Below are 17,692 nucleotides of genomic sequence, written 5' to 3'. Positions count from 1 at the left end.
AAAAATATTTAGAGATATACAGTTAAAAAACATACAAAACAGCATGGCAGTAAAATGTCATGCTGTTTTATATATTTTACAACAAATAAAAAAAGTAATCCTCTCAATCCAAGTTATGTGCACAATCATTTTTCTAAAGCAATTTAAAAAGCTGGTGTAAAAAAATTTACTTTCGCAATTGACGTCATACACGTGCGTCACTTATGTTGCTTCTTGGGGAACATTTCAAAATTGTACCTTTTTCTTATCTTCAGCACCAGATTCATTAATCATGTCGCTATAGTATTTTTCGATAATTTTATAATGGTGCTCTTCATGTATTGCTAAAAGTTGAATAGCCTGAATCAAGTTAGGATAGTTGGCCATTGGATCCAAAAATACAATATGTCCAGCAATGTCTTCTTCAATATTTATAACTAACTCTTTCAATTTATCCGTTTCATTTAACAGCAATCTCTTTAACTCTTCTTTATCCATGGTATGAAGCACTTTTTTCGGTGGCACTAAAATGAAAGGCGCTTTCATCCCTCTTCCATGTTTCTCTTTATATTCTGCATAAATATCATGTATTTGATTAGCAAATGCTTTCTTTCTTCTCATTTTTGCATACGGAATAAGAACAAAAGAAAATTTTGTTGCAACTTTAACCATTCTTAAAATTAAATATAGATGGTATATGTGCTCGCCAATAGACCATTTTCCTTCTTTTTGATTCCATAGTTTATCATTTGAGATAAATTGTATTTTTTGAAAAAAACAATGTCGTTGCTGTCTTAATGTTTGAAAATGGTGTGTCATACTTTCCGATTTCATCTATTAACTCCCCCATTTTATTTCATAAGAATTATTAGCAAGGTATAATGATAGAAAAATGTGTTCCTTTTCCTTTTTTACTCTTTATTTCTATATCTCCGTTTAATTCTTTAATGATGCTATAAGCGACCATAGTGCCAAGTCCGGTTCCTTTTTCTTTAGTTGAATAAAATGGCATGGCAATTCTTTTAATTTCTTGACAAGACATTCCTATTCCTGAATCAATAATATCAATTACAATATTATTTTTTATTTTTTGTATATTAATTTGTAATACTCCACCATTTTGCATAGCTTCAATTCCGTTTTGTGCAATGTTAATTAAACATTGTTTTAATTTTTCCGGATTAGCATTTATGTATATAGAATTCGTGATATTGCTTTTTATTTCAACATTATGTGAGAGTGCAAGTGGTAAAATACTATTTTTCACTTGATGAAAAAGTTGCTTAATATTTATCGATTCTTTTATTATATTTTGTGGTTTTGTTAAAGATAAATAATTATTAATAATGCACTGTACTTTTTCTAGTTCGACTAACATAATTTCCAAGTAGTTATCTTGAGATGCTTTTAAGGTTTCACTTCTATGAAGTAATTGAGCGAATCCGTATACAGTAGTGATTGGGTTGTTGATTTCATGTGCAATAGATGCAGCTAACTCACTAATTAGACAAAATTTCTCTGCTCTTTGAATTTTTTCTTTCATCTTAAACTTTTCTACCATTCCTTCTACCAAATAAATAGATAATAATCCTGTGAAAATATTAATTATTATATAATTAGCTAATAATTTAATAAAATCAAATTGTATTTTACCAATTATTTCAATTTGATTTATTACAGCAAAAACTGAGAGAAAACTGGTACAAATTAAAATAAGTAGTATGTTGAATACTGTTTTTTTTCTTTCGAAATGAATGCGGAGAAAATGATGAAATATTGTAATAGTAATTATAAAAATACCATATATAATAACTGATGAAAAAAAGCCAGTTCCACCTAAGTAAAATCTATACGAAAAATATACAATACTAATAAAAATTATACTTCCTGTGTTTCCATATAGTAAAACTAAAAGAATAGGAATAAAGCGCAAATCATAAATATACCCAGCGTGAAAATGAATTGGGAAGGTCATACAAAGAATAATTGCAATGGATGCAAGAAAAGAAATTAATATATTGTTGCGTGCTTTTTTTTCAGTTTTGTCTAACCAAAACACTTGATAACTAAGGATACAAATTATAATAATAAATGCATTTAATAGTAGTGTAGAGATCCACATGTTTTATCCCTCCCTAATTCTTTGTAAAAAAAGTGAAAGAAAAGGTAAAAAAGCACTCTTTCAAGTGCTTTTTTACTGCTTATATTAGAAGTGATGGTAGTAAAACATTCTCTAAAGGGAATGTTTTTTATTTCCCTACAAAAATAATCTTAAAAATACTCTTTTTGTAGGGAAATGCAAGAAGAAAGAAAATAACGATAACGACTCATAATTACGCACTTTTTTGAATATTCTGTTAATTTTATGGGGATATCACCACCTATCGTGTGATTGCTTTTATAATAACATGAAAATCGTCATGTTGCAACAAAAAAACAGAAAATTTTATCTTTTTAGTCGTTTTTTGTATTAAATTGTAGAATATTTTATTTTTCATATAAAAAATAGAAATTCCCTTCAGATTTTCTGAGGGGGGATTTTCTATTTTTCTAGATAGATTGACTACTGATAATGAAATGCTATGTAAATCTCACATGTATATAGTATTCATTATAAAAATTTCTGTTAAAGGATAATATTGTTTTTGTTTACATATGAGTTTTTCAGTCTCTCAAATTCAAGGGATTTTTACACAGTTTTTACAAAATTCTTATATTTTGACAATAAAAATATTTTACTATTTAAAAGTAATTTAATAGAAAACTTTGAGAGGGTGTTAGACTTGTTTAAGAAATCATTTATTTTTGCTTTTATTTTATTGCTGATTCCTATGTTCTCGTACAACAGTAAAACGCTTGCGGCAGAACCGCCCGTATTTGAAAGAGGTAACGAGGTTGGAATTAAAGTCATGTCTTATAATATTCATCATGGAGAAGGTACAGATGCTATTTTGGACTTGAAAAGAATTGCAGAAGTTATTAAACAATCAGATGCTGATATTATCGGTTTGCAAGAAGTAGATAATCATTTTTCGAAGCGCAGTAATTTCGAAGATCAAGCAAAATGGTTAGCAAATTATTTAGGAATGCACTATGCATATGCTGCAAATCTTGACTATGAACCTTTACAGGAAGGAGAACAGCGTCGGCAATATGGAACGGCCGTGTTAAGCAAATATCCTATCCTTTCTTCTCAAAATCATCTGCTCACTAATATTCCATATCCAGTAAACCCGACAGAGCAGCGCGGTCTTTTGGAAACTGTGATTAACGTAAAAGGAAACCACATTCATTTCTACAACACTCACCTTGATCATAGAAGGTCAGAACAAAGGGATCTGCAGATAAGAGAAATACTCGACATTGCAAAACAAAAAGAAGGAACAAAAATCTTTGCGGGAGACTTCAATGCCGCCCCTAAAAGCGCGGAAATTCTAAAGATGACTGCACAATATAAAGACGTATTTGCCGAACTCGGTCAAAATGAGGACTATACTATTCCTGCAGATAAACCAACAAGTCGCATCGACTATATTTTTACTTCTGAAGATGTCAAAATTCGTACTGGGGAAGTCATAGACACTCTTGCATCTGATCATTTACCAATTACTGCAGAGCTCGTACTGACAAAAAAAACGCCGTTTAATAATGGAGTAGGCAAAAACTAACCTCTAATAAGGAACTATCGATAACATTGATTACGTGAATGAAAAGTCCCCTCAGATTTCTGAAGGGACTTTTCTAAGTTATTACAACGCTTATTCATTTGAAAAGACCTCCACCCCAATTTCAAGACAGCACCTGATACAACCTATTTATGAACATTCTACAAATCTCTGCGAAAATCCAGCAGTAAAGAAAACTTAATATAAATATTAATGCAATAACCTTTGGATCCATAGTTGTATCAACCGTAGGACCTAACACTGGAAAATGCAATACGTACAGGATAATCATAATTCCCAAGAGTAAACATGCTGCTGAAAAAGAAACGACCACAATTCTCCTCTTCAATTGTAAAAAAGCCACACTCAGCGTTACACCTAATAAACCTGTGGTAAAGGGAAAGATAATAAGTTCACTCGGCTGGATAATAAATAAGAGGAAAATCGTAAGGATATAAGAAAGGATTCCTTGACGAATAGAAAAGCAAGTAGCTAAAAAAATAGGTAATGTCGCTAGACAACTAATCAGAAATCCTATCCCCGGCATAATGCCCCCTGCTGATTGAAACATGGTAGCAAATGTACTCAATAAGGCTATGATTACCAACTGGGTTGCAAGGGCCATCTTTCTTACATGAAGAAAATGTGAACCTGTCCCTATCATTGATCGACACCAATAACGAACAAACCATTTCATTGAAATCCCCCCTCAAATATCCCATTTGCCACTTCCTATACTATTCATTGCCTTGCGTTTTATGCAGTATTACTTGTCAGTCATTCTTTTCAATCAATTGTAATGAGGACTACTCCTCTATGAATAATTAAAAATAGAAGCTTTTTCTAAGGGGGATACGATGTATCGTACTAATACAATTAAAAGAATTATTAAACCAGAAGATATTTTAGTTCCTTCAGGATATAGAGTCGAAGTATTTGCTGAAAGCCTTACAACTCCCATTAATTTAACGTTTACAGATCAATGGGAAATACTAATTGCAGATGCCGGAATTGCTTCAGGAAATGGCAAGGTGTTAATGCTTACCCCAACCGGAACAAAGGTAATAGCTGAGGGATTTAAACCTTCGCTTACAGGTATTACTTTTTACAAAGATAACATCTATGTTGCACATCGAGGATTTATTACTATTGTAAAACCAGACGGCTCTAAGAAGGATATTATTTTAGGATTACCCAGCTTTGGGGATCATCATAACAACCGTGTTATTTTTGGGCCAGATGGAAAAATGTATTTTGGGCAAGGAACGGCGACAAATTCCGGTGTTGTTGGTGAGGATAATAGCCGTTGGGTGAAGCAATACCCTTTCTTTCATGATCATCCCGGTTCCTCCATTCCGCTAGTCGGACAAACCTTTAGAACAAAGAATTATTTATCTGATGTTTCAAGTGAGCAAGTATGGACAGGCGCATTCTCTCCCTTTGGTGTTCTACCCTATAAAGGAGAGTATATAAAAGGAATTATAAAGGCTAGCTAAAAACACTTGGCAATATTCACTTTATGAAGAATTATCCTCTAATTCTTGGTTTATTAATGAAGCATTGGCCTCTCCTATAACAGATTTATTTAAATGATGATTCAGTAGTACTAAATAACTATCTGGATTCAAATAAAAAACGCTTCAGTAGTCTGGTCTGAAGCGTTTTTTCATTATATGGATTCAAATTTATCTTATCAACACCTAGTAGCGGACTTTTTTCCATTTGAATAAATCCCCTACATTACCCTCTTAAACATCTTCTCCAGTTCATAAGTCGAATGATGCACAATAATCGGTCTGCCATGCGGGCATGTATAAGGATTTGTTGTTGTTCGCAGTTCTTCTAATAAGGCGAAGATTTGATCGTTCGTTAAATATTGATTTGCTTTAATAGATGCCTTGCAGCTCATCATAATGGCTGCTTCTTCGCGCAGTTTTTTAATATCAACTTTTTTCAATTTCAATACTTGCTGCATCATTTCATCAATGATTTCCATTTCTTGTCCTTTTGGAAACCATGTTGGATGTGAGCGTACAATGAACGATTGATGACCGAATTGCTCTAGGAATAATCCTACTTTTTTCAGTTCTTCTAGTTGTTCTTCTACTCGTAAAAATTCATTGAGTGATAGATCAATTCTATATGGAACGAGTAATTCTTGTACCTCTGGTGCAACTTGTCCTACTTTATCACGGAAATATTCATAGTTAATGCGCTCCTGAGCTGCATGCTGATCAATCATATATAACCCTTTATCGTTTTGAGCAAAAATATATGTTCCGTGCATTTGCCCAATTGGATAAAGCGGTGGTAAATCGTTTCCGTTCATTTCGATTTCTTGCATTTCTTCCCGTTCTTCTAACTCAAAATCTTCCTCACGCTCTTCCCACTCATTCTCTTGTGGAAGCGGTTCTTCTACAATTGGCTTGGACGGTTGCCAATTGTTTTCTTCTTTTACGAGAGATTGTGGTGGCTGCCATTCTTGCTTTGGTGGATTCCAAAGCGGTGACTGTTGCTTTGGCTTTTCTTCTTCTTGCTCATCCATTCCACTTGGTAAAACAATATTTGGCATCGATGGTTCTTTCGGTTTTGTATGCTCAAATTGAAACTGTTCCTGAACACTTTCATCTTTTTCTTTTTTCTTTGTCGTAACACCAGCATCAGGAATGAGTTGAATCTTTTTAAAAGCATCTTGCAATGCTTTTTCAATAAGCTGCAATAGTTCCTGTTCTTTACTGAAGCGAACCTCTAGTTTTGCTGGATGAACGTTCACATCAACTAACATCGGATCCATTTCAATTGATAAAAAGCCAATCGGATAGCGTCCAACAGGTAGCAATGTGTGATAGCCTTGCTGCACAGCTTTCATTAAGACATAGTTCCGGACGTAACGACCATTTACAATCGTTGACATATAGTTACGAGATGCACGCGTTACTTCTGGCAACGTTACATAACCACGAATCGTAAAGTCTAGCGATTCTGCTTCAATTGGAATTAGTTTTTTCGCGACTTGAATGCTGTAAATTGCAGCAAGAACTTGTCTTACATCACCATTTCCTGATGTATGAAGCAGTTTTTTCTCATTGTGAAACAAACGCAGAGAGACCTCTGGATGTGATAGAGCAATGCGGTATACAATATCCGTTATGTTTCCAAGCTCTGTATGAATCGTTTTCATATATTTTAAACGTGCTGGTGTGTTAAAAAACAGGTTTTGAACCGTAATATCTGTTCCTTTACGGCTGGCTGTTTTTTCTTGTTTCAAAATCTCGCCACCTTTAATAACAAGGTGTGTTCCTGGCGCATCCCCTGTGCTCGTTACTAACTCTAATTCACTAACAGACGCAATACTCGGCAATGCTTCACCACGAAAACCAAGCGTCCGAATACGAAACAAATCATTTTCATCTTTAATTTTACTTGTTGCATGTCGTTCAAAAGCAACGATACAGTCTTCTTCAGCAATTCCATCTCCATTATCGATGATGCGAATTTTCGATAATCCAGCTTCTTCTAAGTGGATTTCAATAGATGTACTATTCGCATCGATGGAATTTTCGACAAGTTCTTTTACAACTGAAGCAGGTCGTTCTACTACTTCTCCCGCTGCAATTAAGTTAGAAAGTTGATCATCGAGTTTGCGAATTTTCCCCATCTACTTACTCATCCTTTCTTCAACTTTTTCTGTAAACGGTACAGTTCATTTAATGCTTCTAGCGGTGTCATATCTAGTAAATCTATTTTTTTGATTTGTGTTAATACTGCTGTTTCTTTTGAATCGAGTACAAACTTATCTTCTTTTTCCGCTGTTTGTTCCACCGCAAAGAAGGATAGCTGTGATTCTTCTTCCACTTCTTCTTGCGGCAATGCCTCTAGTTCTTCTTTCACGACTACAGGTTCTTGTACGATTTCTTCTGGAACTTTGACTTCCGTTCGTTTTGGAATGGTTACTTCCTCTTGACCTTCAAGCTGCGCTAATACTTCTTTGGCACGAGCGATTAAGCTATCTGGCAGCTCTGCAAGCTGGGCAACGTGAATTCCGTAACTCTTATCTGCTGCTCCTTCTTGAATTTTATGCAAGAAGACAACTTTTCCGTTTTCTTCAATCGCTGAAACATGCACATTTTTCAGTTGATCTAAACTTTCTTCTAACACTGTTAATTCATGATAGTGTGTTGAAAATAACGTTTTCGCACCAATTTGATCATGAATATGCTCAATGATTGCTTGCGCTAATGCCATACCGTCATACGTAGATGTACCACGACCAATTTCATCAAATAAAATTAAGCTTCTTTCCGATGCATTCGCAATCGCATTTTTTGCTTCTAACATTTCAACCATAAACGTACTTTGGCCTGAAATTAAATCATCTGCTGCCCCAATTCTCGTAAAGATTTGGTCAAACACAGGGAGTACAGCTTCTGCTGCTGGTACAAAGCAACCGATTTGCGACATAACAGTAATAAGTGCTAATTGACGCATATACGTACTTTTACCGGACATATTTGGACCAGTAATTAAAAAAACATCCATATTTTCAGGCATTATACAATCATTTGGAACATACAACTTGCCGTTTAATACTTTTTCAACGACCGGATGACGGCCATCTTTAATAAAGATTTCTCGTTTACTCGTTAATATTGGTTTTACAAATTGTTCTTCTTCACTTACAGTTGCAAAGCTTTGAAGGACGTCTAGTTCACTAATAATTTTCGCTAATTGCTGTAACTTCGGAATAAACACTTTCACTTCTTCGCGAAGAGCCGTGAATAAATCATATTCTAACTGAACGATTTTTTCTTCTGCTTCTAAAATCAATGTTTCTTTTTCTTTTAATTCGTCTGTAATAAAACGCTCTGCATTCGCAAGTGTTTGTTTTCGTTCATAGCGTCCTTCTGGAAGTGCGGTAAGGTTTGCTTTTGTAACTTCAATATAATAACCAAAAATACGGTTGTAACCAATCTTTAATGATTTAATTCCTGTTATATCACGCTCACGTTTTTCAAGCTCTGCAATCCATGTTTTTCCGTTTTTACTTACGTAGCGATATTGATCTAATTTCTCACTATAACCGTCTTTTATAATGTCACCATCTTTTATAGAAAGTGGCGGATTTTCTTGAATACTTCTCTCTAATAACGCCGTTAAGCTTTCACAAGGATCAGCACCTTGAATTAAGTTTGCAGCATAAGAATTATCTAACAGACTAACTGCCTCTAAAATAGCCGGAACTTGCATTAAGGAACGCTTTAATTGCAGTAAATCACGTGCATTGACATTTCCATATGAAACTTTTCCTGCTAACCGTTCTAAGTCGTATACTTCTTTTAATTTTTCTTTTAAATCTTCACGTAAGAAATAATCGTTCACAAACGTTTCAACCATCTCTAAACGTTCTTCAATTTTTTCTTTTTGAATGAGTGGGCGTTCCATCCACTGTTTTAACATTCGTCCACCCATTGCTGTTTTTGTTTTATCTAACAACCATAATAGGGAGCCTGTTTTTTCTTTTGTTCGAATGGTTTCTGTTAGCTCCAAATTACGTTTAGAGTGAACATCAATCTTCATAAATTGATTTGTATAATAAATTTCAACCGGTTGCAGGTGATCTAGTGAACGTTTTTGTGTTCGTAAAACATAGTTAAATAAACGTCCAACTGCTGCAATTAATTTCGTTTGCGTTACATTTTGAACGAGGTGTCTAAGACTCTCTGGAATTTTCGTTTCTTCCTCATATGAAACCGTCATTTTTAATGTTGCTAACATCTTGTCCAATTCTTCCTTAGAGAACGTGGAAGATACGACAATCTCTTTCGCACCCGTTGCATATACTTCTAGTAATACATCTTCAAGTGTTCCAGTTAACAATGTTACTGTATTTTGACCTGTTGTTAAGTCATTACATGCTAATGTATAGGAACCATCTTCAAAATGTGCTAGTGCTGCGAGAAAATTATTTTCCTTTTCATCTATTGTACGACCTTCCATCATCGTTCCTGGCGTAATTAACTGAACAACTTCACGGCGCACAACACCTTTTGCTGTTTTTGGATCTTCAACTTGTTCACAAATTGCTACTTTATATCCTTTTTCAATCAGTTGTTCAATGTAGTTTTTCGCAGCGTGATACGGTACCCCGCACATCGGAATCCGTTCGCTCCCGCCCCCATCGCGACTCGTCAATGTAATTTCAAGTTCATGTGCTGCTTTTACAGCATCCTCAAAAAACATCTCATAAAAATCGCCTAATCGAAAAAATAAAAAGGCATCTTGATAATCTGCCTTGATTTTTAAATATTGCTGCATCATCGGCGTGTACTGTGCCATTTTGATCCCCCATACGTCTTTCTTTTTCACTTTAAAAATATATTATAACACAATTATACACGAATGATTTTGTTCCATCATCTGAAACATATACAAAAAGCTAGGAAGAGATTCTCCCTAGCTTCGACTTATTCTTCTTCCTCTAGGATAAAGTTCGGATCAAGTTCTTCAAACTCGTCATCATCTACTTCAACTTCAACTTCAAATTGCTGATCATCTTCTTGACAGCCCTCCGGATTCACACTCACACAAATTTTTGTTTCACCCACGACTTCTATTACAAATTCCCGTTCCACAGTGACAGCCATTTTGTTTCCATTTGGTGAAATAACAGCTTCTAAACAATTTGGATGTTGTACGACACGTGCAACAATTTCTAAATCTTCCCCAGAAAAGTTCTTATCACGATAACCAATGTTCACATCATCTGTGTAATGCACACGCTCTGTCACGACTTCTGTTTTCGTATTTTCTTCATACGAATACCATGTGTTAATATCGTAGAATCCTTCGATTTCTACATACTTTCCATTTTTATTTGCTTCATATGCATGGTTAATAACCCAACACCCCAAAATACTTGTCGGCGGATGATTCGGTGTAACAGTGTGGGTTGTTTTCATATACTTACGCCCTTTTCCCACAACTGCTTTCGTAATAATTTCTCTAAATTCAGACATACGAACCCCTCCTCAATGAATGTTCAATTTATTATATGCGGGACAAATGCGGAATGTGTTATTCTTTTTTGCAAATGCTCTGTCCTGTTCATTATGTAACGTGAAACTTCTACTTTCTAGAAGGAGATAATACATTATTGCCTAGTGAACTACCCGCCACTTAATGCTCTTACGAGCTGTTTGAAGTGGGGGCTTCTCGGTTAGTCGTTACTTTTATTAGCTAACGAATTAGTCGTAAGACCGCGAGCTATCTCCCATGTTCCATAGGTTTTTTGATACGATTTATGATAATGCTAACAAGCGTATAGCTTCATTTTTGATGTTGATTGCAGAATTATAATCTCTATCTATTGACGTACCACAATCACAAACATACACTCGTTCAGATAGTGCTAGATCCTTTACGCTTCCACAACTACTACATGTCTTTGTAGAAGGAAACCATTTATCAATTTTCACAAGTTGTTTGCCTTGTTCTTGTAACTTATAGGCTAAAAAAGCCGTGAACATCCCCCACCCATTATCAGTAACACTTTTTCCAAAGCTAAGTGCTCGTGACATTCCTTTCATGTTCAAGTCTTCGATTGCTACAACATCAAAGTTGTTAGCTAATTCTTTTGACTTATGATGATGGAAGTTCTTACGTTGATTTGCTACTTTTTCATGCAATTTAGCTACACGAATACGTTGCCTATTCCAACGCTCTGAGCCTTTTGTACGTCTTGATAATACTCGTTGGGCCTCTGCTAATCTTTCTAATACTTGACGGTAGAAGCGAGGATAATTGGCTTTCTCATTCTCACTACTAACATATAATTCAGACATAGCAAAGTCTAATCCAACAACCGTTTCCACTTTTTTCTGCACGATTTCTTTTTCATACTCAGTCAAGATAGATACATAGTATTTCCCAGTAGGTGTCATGGAAATCGTGCATGATTTAATCACATGGTCCTGAGGTATTTCTCTATGTTGTTTGATCTTTACAAGCTTCAATTTTGGTAATTTGATATGACCATTCAGCAACATAATATTTCCGTTGACCATATTCGTTGTATAAGATTTTCTAGCCTTTTTGCTTTTGAACGTTGGGAAGCCATTTTGACCGCTAAAGAAATTTTTATAAGCAGTTTGCAAGTTTAATTGAGCATTCGCTAATGCTAATGAATCCACTTCTTTTAACCATTCAAACTCCGCCTTGTACTTTGCAGGAGTAGGAAATTTTTGTTTCTTTAGTTCTTCTTTATTCCCTTTGTGCTTCTCATACACTTCTTTTCGTTCAGCTAACATCTTATTGTATACAAATCGTACACACCCAAAAGTTTTACGTATAAGATGTGCTTGTTGTTCTGTTGGATACAAACGAAATTTGTACGCTTTATTATGTATTGTCATATCATTTCACCTCACTTTTCACCTTGATTTTCGATATACTTTTTTACTACTTCTATTGGTGAACCACCAGTAGTGAGTAAGCAAAAACTTCTTGACCAAAACATCTCTTTCCAAAGTTTCTTTTTCACTTGTGGAAAGTCTCTCTTGATTAGTCGAGAACTGGCACTTTTATACGCATTGATGAACTTTGTTATTTCTGTATTTGGATGTGCTTTGAATAAAATATGAACATGGTCATTGTCATAATTCCACTCAACTAAAGTTATGTTATAGCTTTCTGAAAGCCTTATAAACATATCCTTTGCATAGTTAGACATATCATCATCAAATACATTTCTTCTATATTTCACAACTAATATAAGATGATAATAAAGTGAGAATACTGAATGATTATTACTATCTAATTCCATTGATATACCAACCTTTATGCTTTATAAGACTGATTATATCAAAGTGAAAATAAAAATAATAGCAAGTACTTTTTGGCTAATGTCAAACTGAAATTCATCTCCCACCTACCGTTGAGCCATCGCCCTGCACACGCTTGAGGAAGGAGAATTCTTTCGGGTAAAGCGTTAAAATGAAACAAAAAGAGATGTCGAATTCGACATCTCTTTTAACAGCCACATGTGCCTTTTTTATTTGCTACTTCAGCACCTGTTTCTCCTTTTAATACATCGCCGCCAGTTGAAATTAAAATTTCATCTGTGACCTTGTTTGAAATTGTACTTGCGACAAGCTGCAATAAATCATTTACATATGTTTGAGAAGATTTGAACTGCTGTACAACTGGAATTTCATCCAGTTTATCTTGCAACGCATCAATTTCTGATTCTACTTTTTTTAGCGCTTCCCATTTCCCATAATGTTGTAGATTCACTGCTTGTTTTTGCAAAGCTTTAATTTCATCAATCGTGCGTTTTACATTCTCATTTTTATGAATTTGCGCTTCTGCACGTTTAAAGAAATCAACTTCTTCTGTTTCAGAAATCATTTTTGCTAATTCCTTCGCTTGCTCTACAATTTCATCTTTTGTAAAGATTTTCATCTATTATTTCACCTCGATCGGCTCCTCAACCAATTCCCCGTTTAGAGACCAAGTTTTTGCTTCTGTTATTTTCACTTTTACAAGCTGACCGATTACAGATTTTGGAGCTACGAAGTTTACAAGTTTATTGGCACGTGTATAACCTGCAAGTACATCAGGATTATTTTTACTCTCTCCATCAACAAGCACTTCAACAATTTGTCCTTCATACGCTTTATTCTTCTTCGCAGAAAATTCATTTACTAACGCATTTAAACGTTGCAAGCGTTCTTTTTTCACTTCCATCGGTACATTATCCTGCATTTTAGCAGCTGGTGTGCCTTCACGTGGTGAATAAATAAATGTATATGCACTATCGAAACCTACTTCGCGATATAACGACATCGTTTCTTCAAATTGTTCATCTGTTTCATTTGGGAAACCGACGATAATATCAGTCGTTAGTACTACATTTGGAATCGCTTCTTTAATTTTACGTACAAGTTCTAAATAATGCTCACGTGAGTATTTACGTGCCATAATTTTCAACATATCCGTACTTCCAGATTGTACTGGCAAGTGAATGTGTTCAACTAAATTGCCGCCTTTTCCAAGTACTTCAATTAAATAATCATCAAAGTCGCGCGGATGGCTTGTTGTAAAACGAATACGTGCTACGTCAATCTTACGAAGTTCATCCATAAGATCTCCTAAACCATATTCCATATCTTCAAAGTCTTTTCCGTATGCATTTACGTTTTGACCAAGTAGTGTAATTTCTTTATAACCATTTGCCGCTAAATGACGTACTTCTTTAATAATGTCCTCTGGACGACGGCTACGCTCTTTACCGCGAGTATACGGTACAATACAATATGTGCAGAATTTGTCACATCCGTACATAATGTTTACCCACGCTTTAATGTCCCCGCGACGTACTTTCGGAAGATTCTCAATGACATCTCCTTCTTTTGACCATACTTCAACAACTGTCGCTTTCGAGAACATAGCATCTTTTAAAATGTATGGTAAACGGTGAATGTTATGTGTACCGAATACCATATCTACATGCTGATGTTTTTGCATAATTTTGTTTACGACAGATTCTTCTTGTGACATACAACCGCAAACACCGACTAAAAGATCAGGATTTCTTTGTTTTAAAGATTTTAAATGTCCAAGTTCCCCGAATACTTTATTTTCAGCGTTTTCACGAATTGCACATGTATTTAATAAAATCACATCTGCATCTTCTGTAGAGAATGTTGGTTCATATCCAAGAGTTGTAAAGATACCGGCCATTACTTCCGTATCATGCTCATTCATTTGACATCCATAAGTACGGATATAGAACTTTCTTCCTGTACCAAAATTGCGAAACTCTTCAGGTAAGCCAAAATCACGCTCAATTTTAATTTCTTCTTTTCCGCGTGTTTTCGCATCCTTTAAAGAAGGTGGCTGATATACACTTTCAAAATATTTACTGTAATCTTTTTCTGCTTTTTTAGTAGTTGAAGTTGCTTGTTGACCTGCTAATCGTTGCTCTTCGTTCATGAATAATCTCCTTTCAACCTTACATATACACAGTTTTGACTTTTAGTTGTTGTTTATTTTGTCTTTATAAAAAGCCTATCGCTTCATTCCTATACACATTATTATAGTATAAAGCGTTCAGTCAAATTAAACAATAGAGAGGCCTTGCATTCATGAACGATTTTACCTGATACTAAAGGGAGGTGAAGAGCTCGTATATAATGTAACTCTTATTTATTATTCTATCATTCTGAATTTTCTTAGTAAAGGAAGTATCCCCCATCACAAAGATACTTTATCATAACTTTGCATTAGAAAAGGCTATCGAAATTTCGATAGCCTTCATATATTACATAAATTCTGCTACAAGTTCATCAAACATTTTTTGGTCCATTTGCAAATCAGCATGAACTAATGGTTTTTCACTATATCCTTTTACAAGCTCTTGGTAAGAAGGTTGCACTGTATTTTGATAAATTAAACCTGTTACTAACCCTTTGTTTTCCATTAATGTTTGCATAGCAACCATACGATTAGATGGATCATATCCTTCTACTTCGCTAAGCTTTGTTAAATTCTCTTTAAACCAATCATACGTATTTACCTTGTTATAAGTTACACATGGGCTAAATACGTTAATAAGTGAGAACCCTTTATGTTGAATACCAGCTTCAATTAGCTGTGTTAATTCTTTTAAGTCACTAGAGAAACTTTGTGCTACGAACGTTGCTCCAGCAGTTAATGCCATTTCCATTACAGATAGTGCTGGCTCAATCGACCCTTGCGGCGTACTTTTTGTTTTAAAGCCCGCTTCACTACGAGGAGAAGTTTGGCCTTTTGTTAAACCGTAAATTTGGTTATCCATAACAATGTACGTAATATCAATATTACGACGAATAGAATGAATTGTATGTCCCATACCGATTGCAAAACCGTCACCGTCACCACCAGAGGCAATAACTGTTAAATCACGATTTGCCATTTTTACACCTTGTGCAATTGGAAGGGCACGTCCATGAATACTATGAACACCGTAAGAGTTAATATAACCAGAGATACGGCCGGAACATCCGATACCAGAAATAACCGCTAATTCATCAGGATTCAAGCCTACATTTGCAGCCGCACGTTGAATTGCCGCTTGTACTGAGAAGTCCCCACAACCTGGACACCAGTTTGGCTTTACACTATTACGAAAGTCCTTAAATGTTGCCATTTAAAACAACCCCTTTTTTGCATTCGTTGTAAATTTCTTTCGGTAAGAATGGATTTCCGTCATATTTCAATAGGTTAGAAATTTTCTCACCGTGGCCAAGATTCATCTTCATAATATTAGCAAGCTGTCCAGTTGCATTGTTTTCTACAACGACAACACGTTTTGCACTCTTCACAAGTGGCAGCATTTCAGCTGTTGGGAACGGATGAATTAGGCGAACATGAGCATGGTTTACTTTTAACCCTTCTTGCTCTAAACGTTCCATCGCTTCTTCAATTGCACCACGAGTTGAGTTAAAGCCTACTAATAATACATCAGCGTCATCATATTTAGCATTTTTATATACAGGGGTATTGAATTTAATATTTTCCATTTTTCGGAAACGTTTATCCATTTGTGCATTGCGATTAAGTGCTGACTCTGATGGTTTACCTGTTTCATCGTGCTCTACGCCTGTTACATGGTGAATACCATTTTTCATACCAGGTACAACACGTGGTGAAATGCCATCTTCTGTTACTTCATAACGTTTGAAGTATGCTTTATTTTCACGCTCTGGTAACTCCGCATGTAAATCAAGTTTACCACGGCGAATTTCAACCTTTTCTAATTGAAGTGGTTCTACTGTTTGTTTGCCTAAAGAAAGTTGTAAATCTGTTAAAAAGATTACAGGAACTTGATATTCTTCCGCTAAGTTAAATGCTTCTACAATATCATAGAACGCTTCTTCAGCAGTACTTGGTGCCATGACGATTTTCGGAATCTCGCCATGCGTACCGTAAATCATTGCCATTAAATCAGATTGTTCTTGTTTTGTTGGCAAACCAGTACTTGGCCCACCACGTTGTGTATCAATGATAACAAGAGGTGTTTCTGTAATCCCAGCTAAACCAATTGCTTCCATCATTAGAGATAAACCAGGACCTGCTGACGCTGTTAATGTACGTACACCAGCATAGTTTGCACCGATTGCCATCGTACAAGCAGCGATTTCATCTTCAGTTTGAATAACAGTTCCTCCTACTTTTGGAAGCTTCTTAATTAAGTATTCCATAATCTCAGAAGCAGGCGTAATTGGATAAGCAGACATAAAACGAGCACCACCAGCTACTGCGCCAAATGCGATTGCATCGTTTCCAATCATAAACATGCGTTGTTTTCCATCTGCTTTTTCAAGTTGCATCATATTTACTTTTTCGCCTAGCAATTCTTTCATATATTGAGAGCCGCGTTTAATTGCTTCCATGTTTTTCTCAACAACTTGCTCTCCTTTACGACCAAAAATCTCATCAACAACTTCTAAATATACATTTTCGTCTAATCCTAATACAGCACTAGACGCTCCTACCGCAACCATGTTTTTCATTAAAGATGTACCAAGTTCAGAAGCAATATCCGTAAACGGAATCGCATATAATGTTGCATCTGCTCCCTCTGGAATGCTTGGATTGAATTTTGCATCTGCAACAACAATCCCACCTGGACGTAGTTCGTGGAAGTTAAAGTCAATTGTTTCTTGATCAAACGCAATTAAGATATCTAAATCATCTGATATTGCGCGTACTTCTGTTGTACTTACGCGAATTTTATTGTTTGTATGACCACCTTTAATTCGTGATGAAAAGTGGCGATAACCATATAGATAATAACCTAATCGGTTTAATGCAATACAAAAGATTTCTCCTGTACTTTCAATTCCTTCACCTTGTTGCCCTCCAACTTTCCATGAAAGTTGACTAATCATCTCCTACACCCCTTTAGCTTCATACATTGTAGTGTATTTTTTTACAGTACTAGTTTAGCACTTTTTGAGCCAAGAAACTACAATGGACACAAATTATACCTCTTCTGATTTCAGTAA

Annotated in this window: 13 protein-coding genes and 2 pseudogenes; 2 read left to right on the top strand and 13 right to left on the bottom strand. The window is 35.3% G+C overall.

Annotated elements, in window-relative coordinates:
* Positions 1-225: 225 nt before the first annotated feature.
* The 3 genes and pseudogenes from CN326_RS14665 to CN326_RS25575 all read right to left on the bottom strand — a co-directional run.
* Positions 226-813, bottom strand: coding sequence for a DinB family protein (locus CN326_RS14665; RefSeq protein WP_098309744.1), 588 nt, complete (start codon positions 811-813; stop codon positions 226-228).
* Positions 814-847: 34 nt separating this feature from the next.
* Positions 848-1,702: pseudogene (locus CN326_RS14660) on the bottom strand (ATP-binding protein); the annotation flags it as partial.
* A pseudogene (locus CN326_RS25575) lies at positions 1,700-2,101 on the bottom strand (LytS/YhcK type 5TM receptor domain-containing protein); the annotation flags it as partial. The pseudogenes CN326_RS25575 and CN326_RS14660, both read right to left, overlap by 3 nt.
* Before the next feature lie 523 nt (positions 2,102-2,624).
* Here CN326_RS25575 and CN326_RS14655 point away from each other — a divergent pair.
* Positions 2,625-3,647, top strand: coding sequence for an endonuclease/exonuclease/phosphatase family protein (locus CN326_RS14655; protein WP_255258134.1), 1,023 nt, complete (start codon positions 2,625-2,627; stop codon positions 3,645-3,647).
* Positions 3,648-3,768: 121 nt separating this feature from the next.
* On the opposite strand, the gene CN326_RS14650 is transcribed toward CN326_RS14655, so the two are convergent.
* A complete protein-coding gene (locus CN326_RS14650) occupies positions 3,769-4,341 on the bottom strand; it encodes a hypothetical protein (protein WP_098309742.1) in 573 nt (190 codons plus the stop codon).
* Positions 4,342-4,501: 160 nt separating this feature from the next.
* On the opposite strand from CN326_RS14650, the gene CN326_RS25105 reads away from it, so the two are divergent.
* Complete coding sequence (locus CN326_RS25105; protein ID WP_098309741.1) at positions 4,502-5,140, top strand: PQQ-dependent sugar dehydrogenase family protein; 639 nt, start codon at positions 4,502-4,504, stop codon at positions 5,138-5,140.
* A gap of 239 nt (positions 5,141-5,379) precedes the next feature.
* On the opposite strand, the gene mutL is transcribed toward CN326_RS25105, so the two are convergent.
* The 9 genes from mutL to CN326_RS14600 all read right to left on the bottom strand — a co-directional run bounded on the left by mutL (position 5,380) and on the right by CN326_RS14600 (position 17,575).
* Positions 5,380-7,302, bottom strand: coding sequence for a DNA mismatch repair endonuclease MutL (gene mutL / locus CN326_RS14640; RefSeq protein ID WP_098309740.1), 1,923 nt, complete (start codon positions 7,300-7,302; stop codon positions 5,380-5,382).
* 8 nt (positions 7,303-7,310) lie between these two features.
* On the bottom strand, positions 7,311-9,980 hold the full coding sequence (gene mutS, locus CN326_RS14635) for a DNA mismatch repair protein MutS (protein WP_098309739.1): 2,670 nt from the start codon (positions 9,978-9,980) through the stop codon (positions 7,311-7,313).
* A gap of 128 nt (positions 9,981-10,108) precedes the next feature.
* Entirely contained in the window at positions 10,109-10,660 is a 552-nt protein-coding gene (gene cotE / locus CN326_RS14630; RefSeq protein ID WP_098309738.1) for an outer spore coat protein CotE, read from the bottom strand.
* A gap of 282 nt (positions 10,661-10,942) precedes the next feature.
* Positions 10,943-12,055, bottom strand: a complete 1,113-nt coding sequence (locus CN326_RS14625) for an RNA-guided endonuclease TnpB family protein (RefSeq protein ID WP_098309737.1) — start codon at positions 12,053-12,055, stop codon at positions 10,943-10,945.
* Between the two features lie 11 nt (positions 12,056-12,066).
* The gene (tnpA, locus tag CN326_RS14620; protein ID WP_098309736.1) at positions 12,067-12,465 is read right to left on the bottom strand and encodes an IS200/IS605 family transposase; all 399 of its coding nucleotides are present in this window, start codon (positions 12,463-12,465) and stop codon (positions 12,067-12,069) included.
* Between the two features lie 206 nt (positions 12,466-12,671).
* Positions 12,672-13,103 carry a YlbF/YmcA family competence regulator gene (locus CN326_RS14615; protein WP_098309735.1) on the bottom strand — a complete coding sequence of 144 codons (432 nt, stop codon included), beginning with the start codon at positions 13,101-13,103 and terminating at the stop codon, positions 12,672-12,674.
* 3 nt (positions 13,104-13,106) lie between these two features.
* On the bottom strand, positions 13,107-14,636 hold the full coding sequence (gene miaB, locus CN326_RS14610) for a tRNA (N6-isopentenyl adenosine(37)-C2)-methylthiotransferase MiaB (protein WP_098309734.1): 1,530 nt from the start codon (positions 14,634-14,636) through the stop codon (positions 13,107-13,109).
* A gap of 328 nt (positions 14,637-14,964) precedes the next feature.
* Positions 14,965-15,831, bottom strand: coding sequence for a 2-oxoacid:ferredoxin oxidoreductase subunit beta (locus CN326_RS14605; protein ID WP_098309733.1), 867 nt, complete (start codon positions 15,829-15,831; stop codon positions 14,965-14,967).
* The gene (locus tag CN326_RS14600) at positions 15,818-17,575 is read right to left on the bottom strand and encodes a 2-oxoacid:acceptor oxidoreductase subunit alpha (protein ID WP_098309732.1); all 1,758 of its coding nucleotides are present in this window, start codon (positions 17,573-17,575) and stop codon (positions 15,818-15,820) included. Before CN326_RS14600 ends, CN326_RS14605 begins: the two co-directional genes overlap by 14 nt.
* Positions 17,576-17,692: the final 117 nt, after the last annotated feature.

This window comes from Bacillus sp. AFS018417, assembly GCF_002560985.1.
GTDB lineage: Bacteria > Bacillota > Bacilli > Bacillales > Bacillaceae_G > Bacillus_A > Bacillus_A rhizoplanae.
The sequence above is the reverse complement of the archived record's forward strand: the minus strand, read 5'-3'. Positions and strand labels throughout refer to the sequence as shown.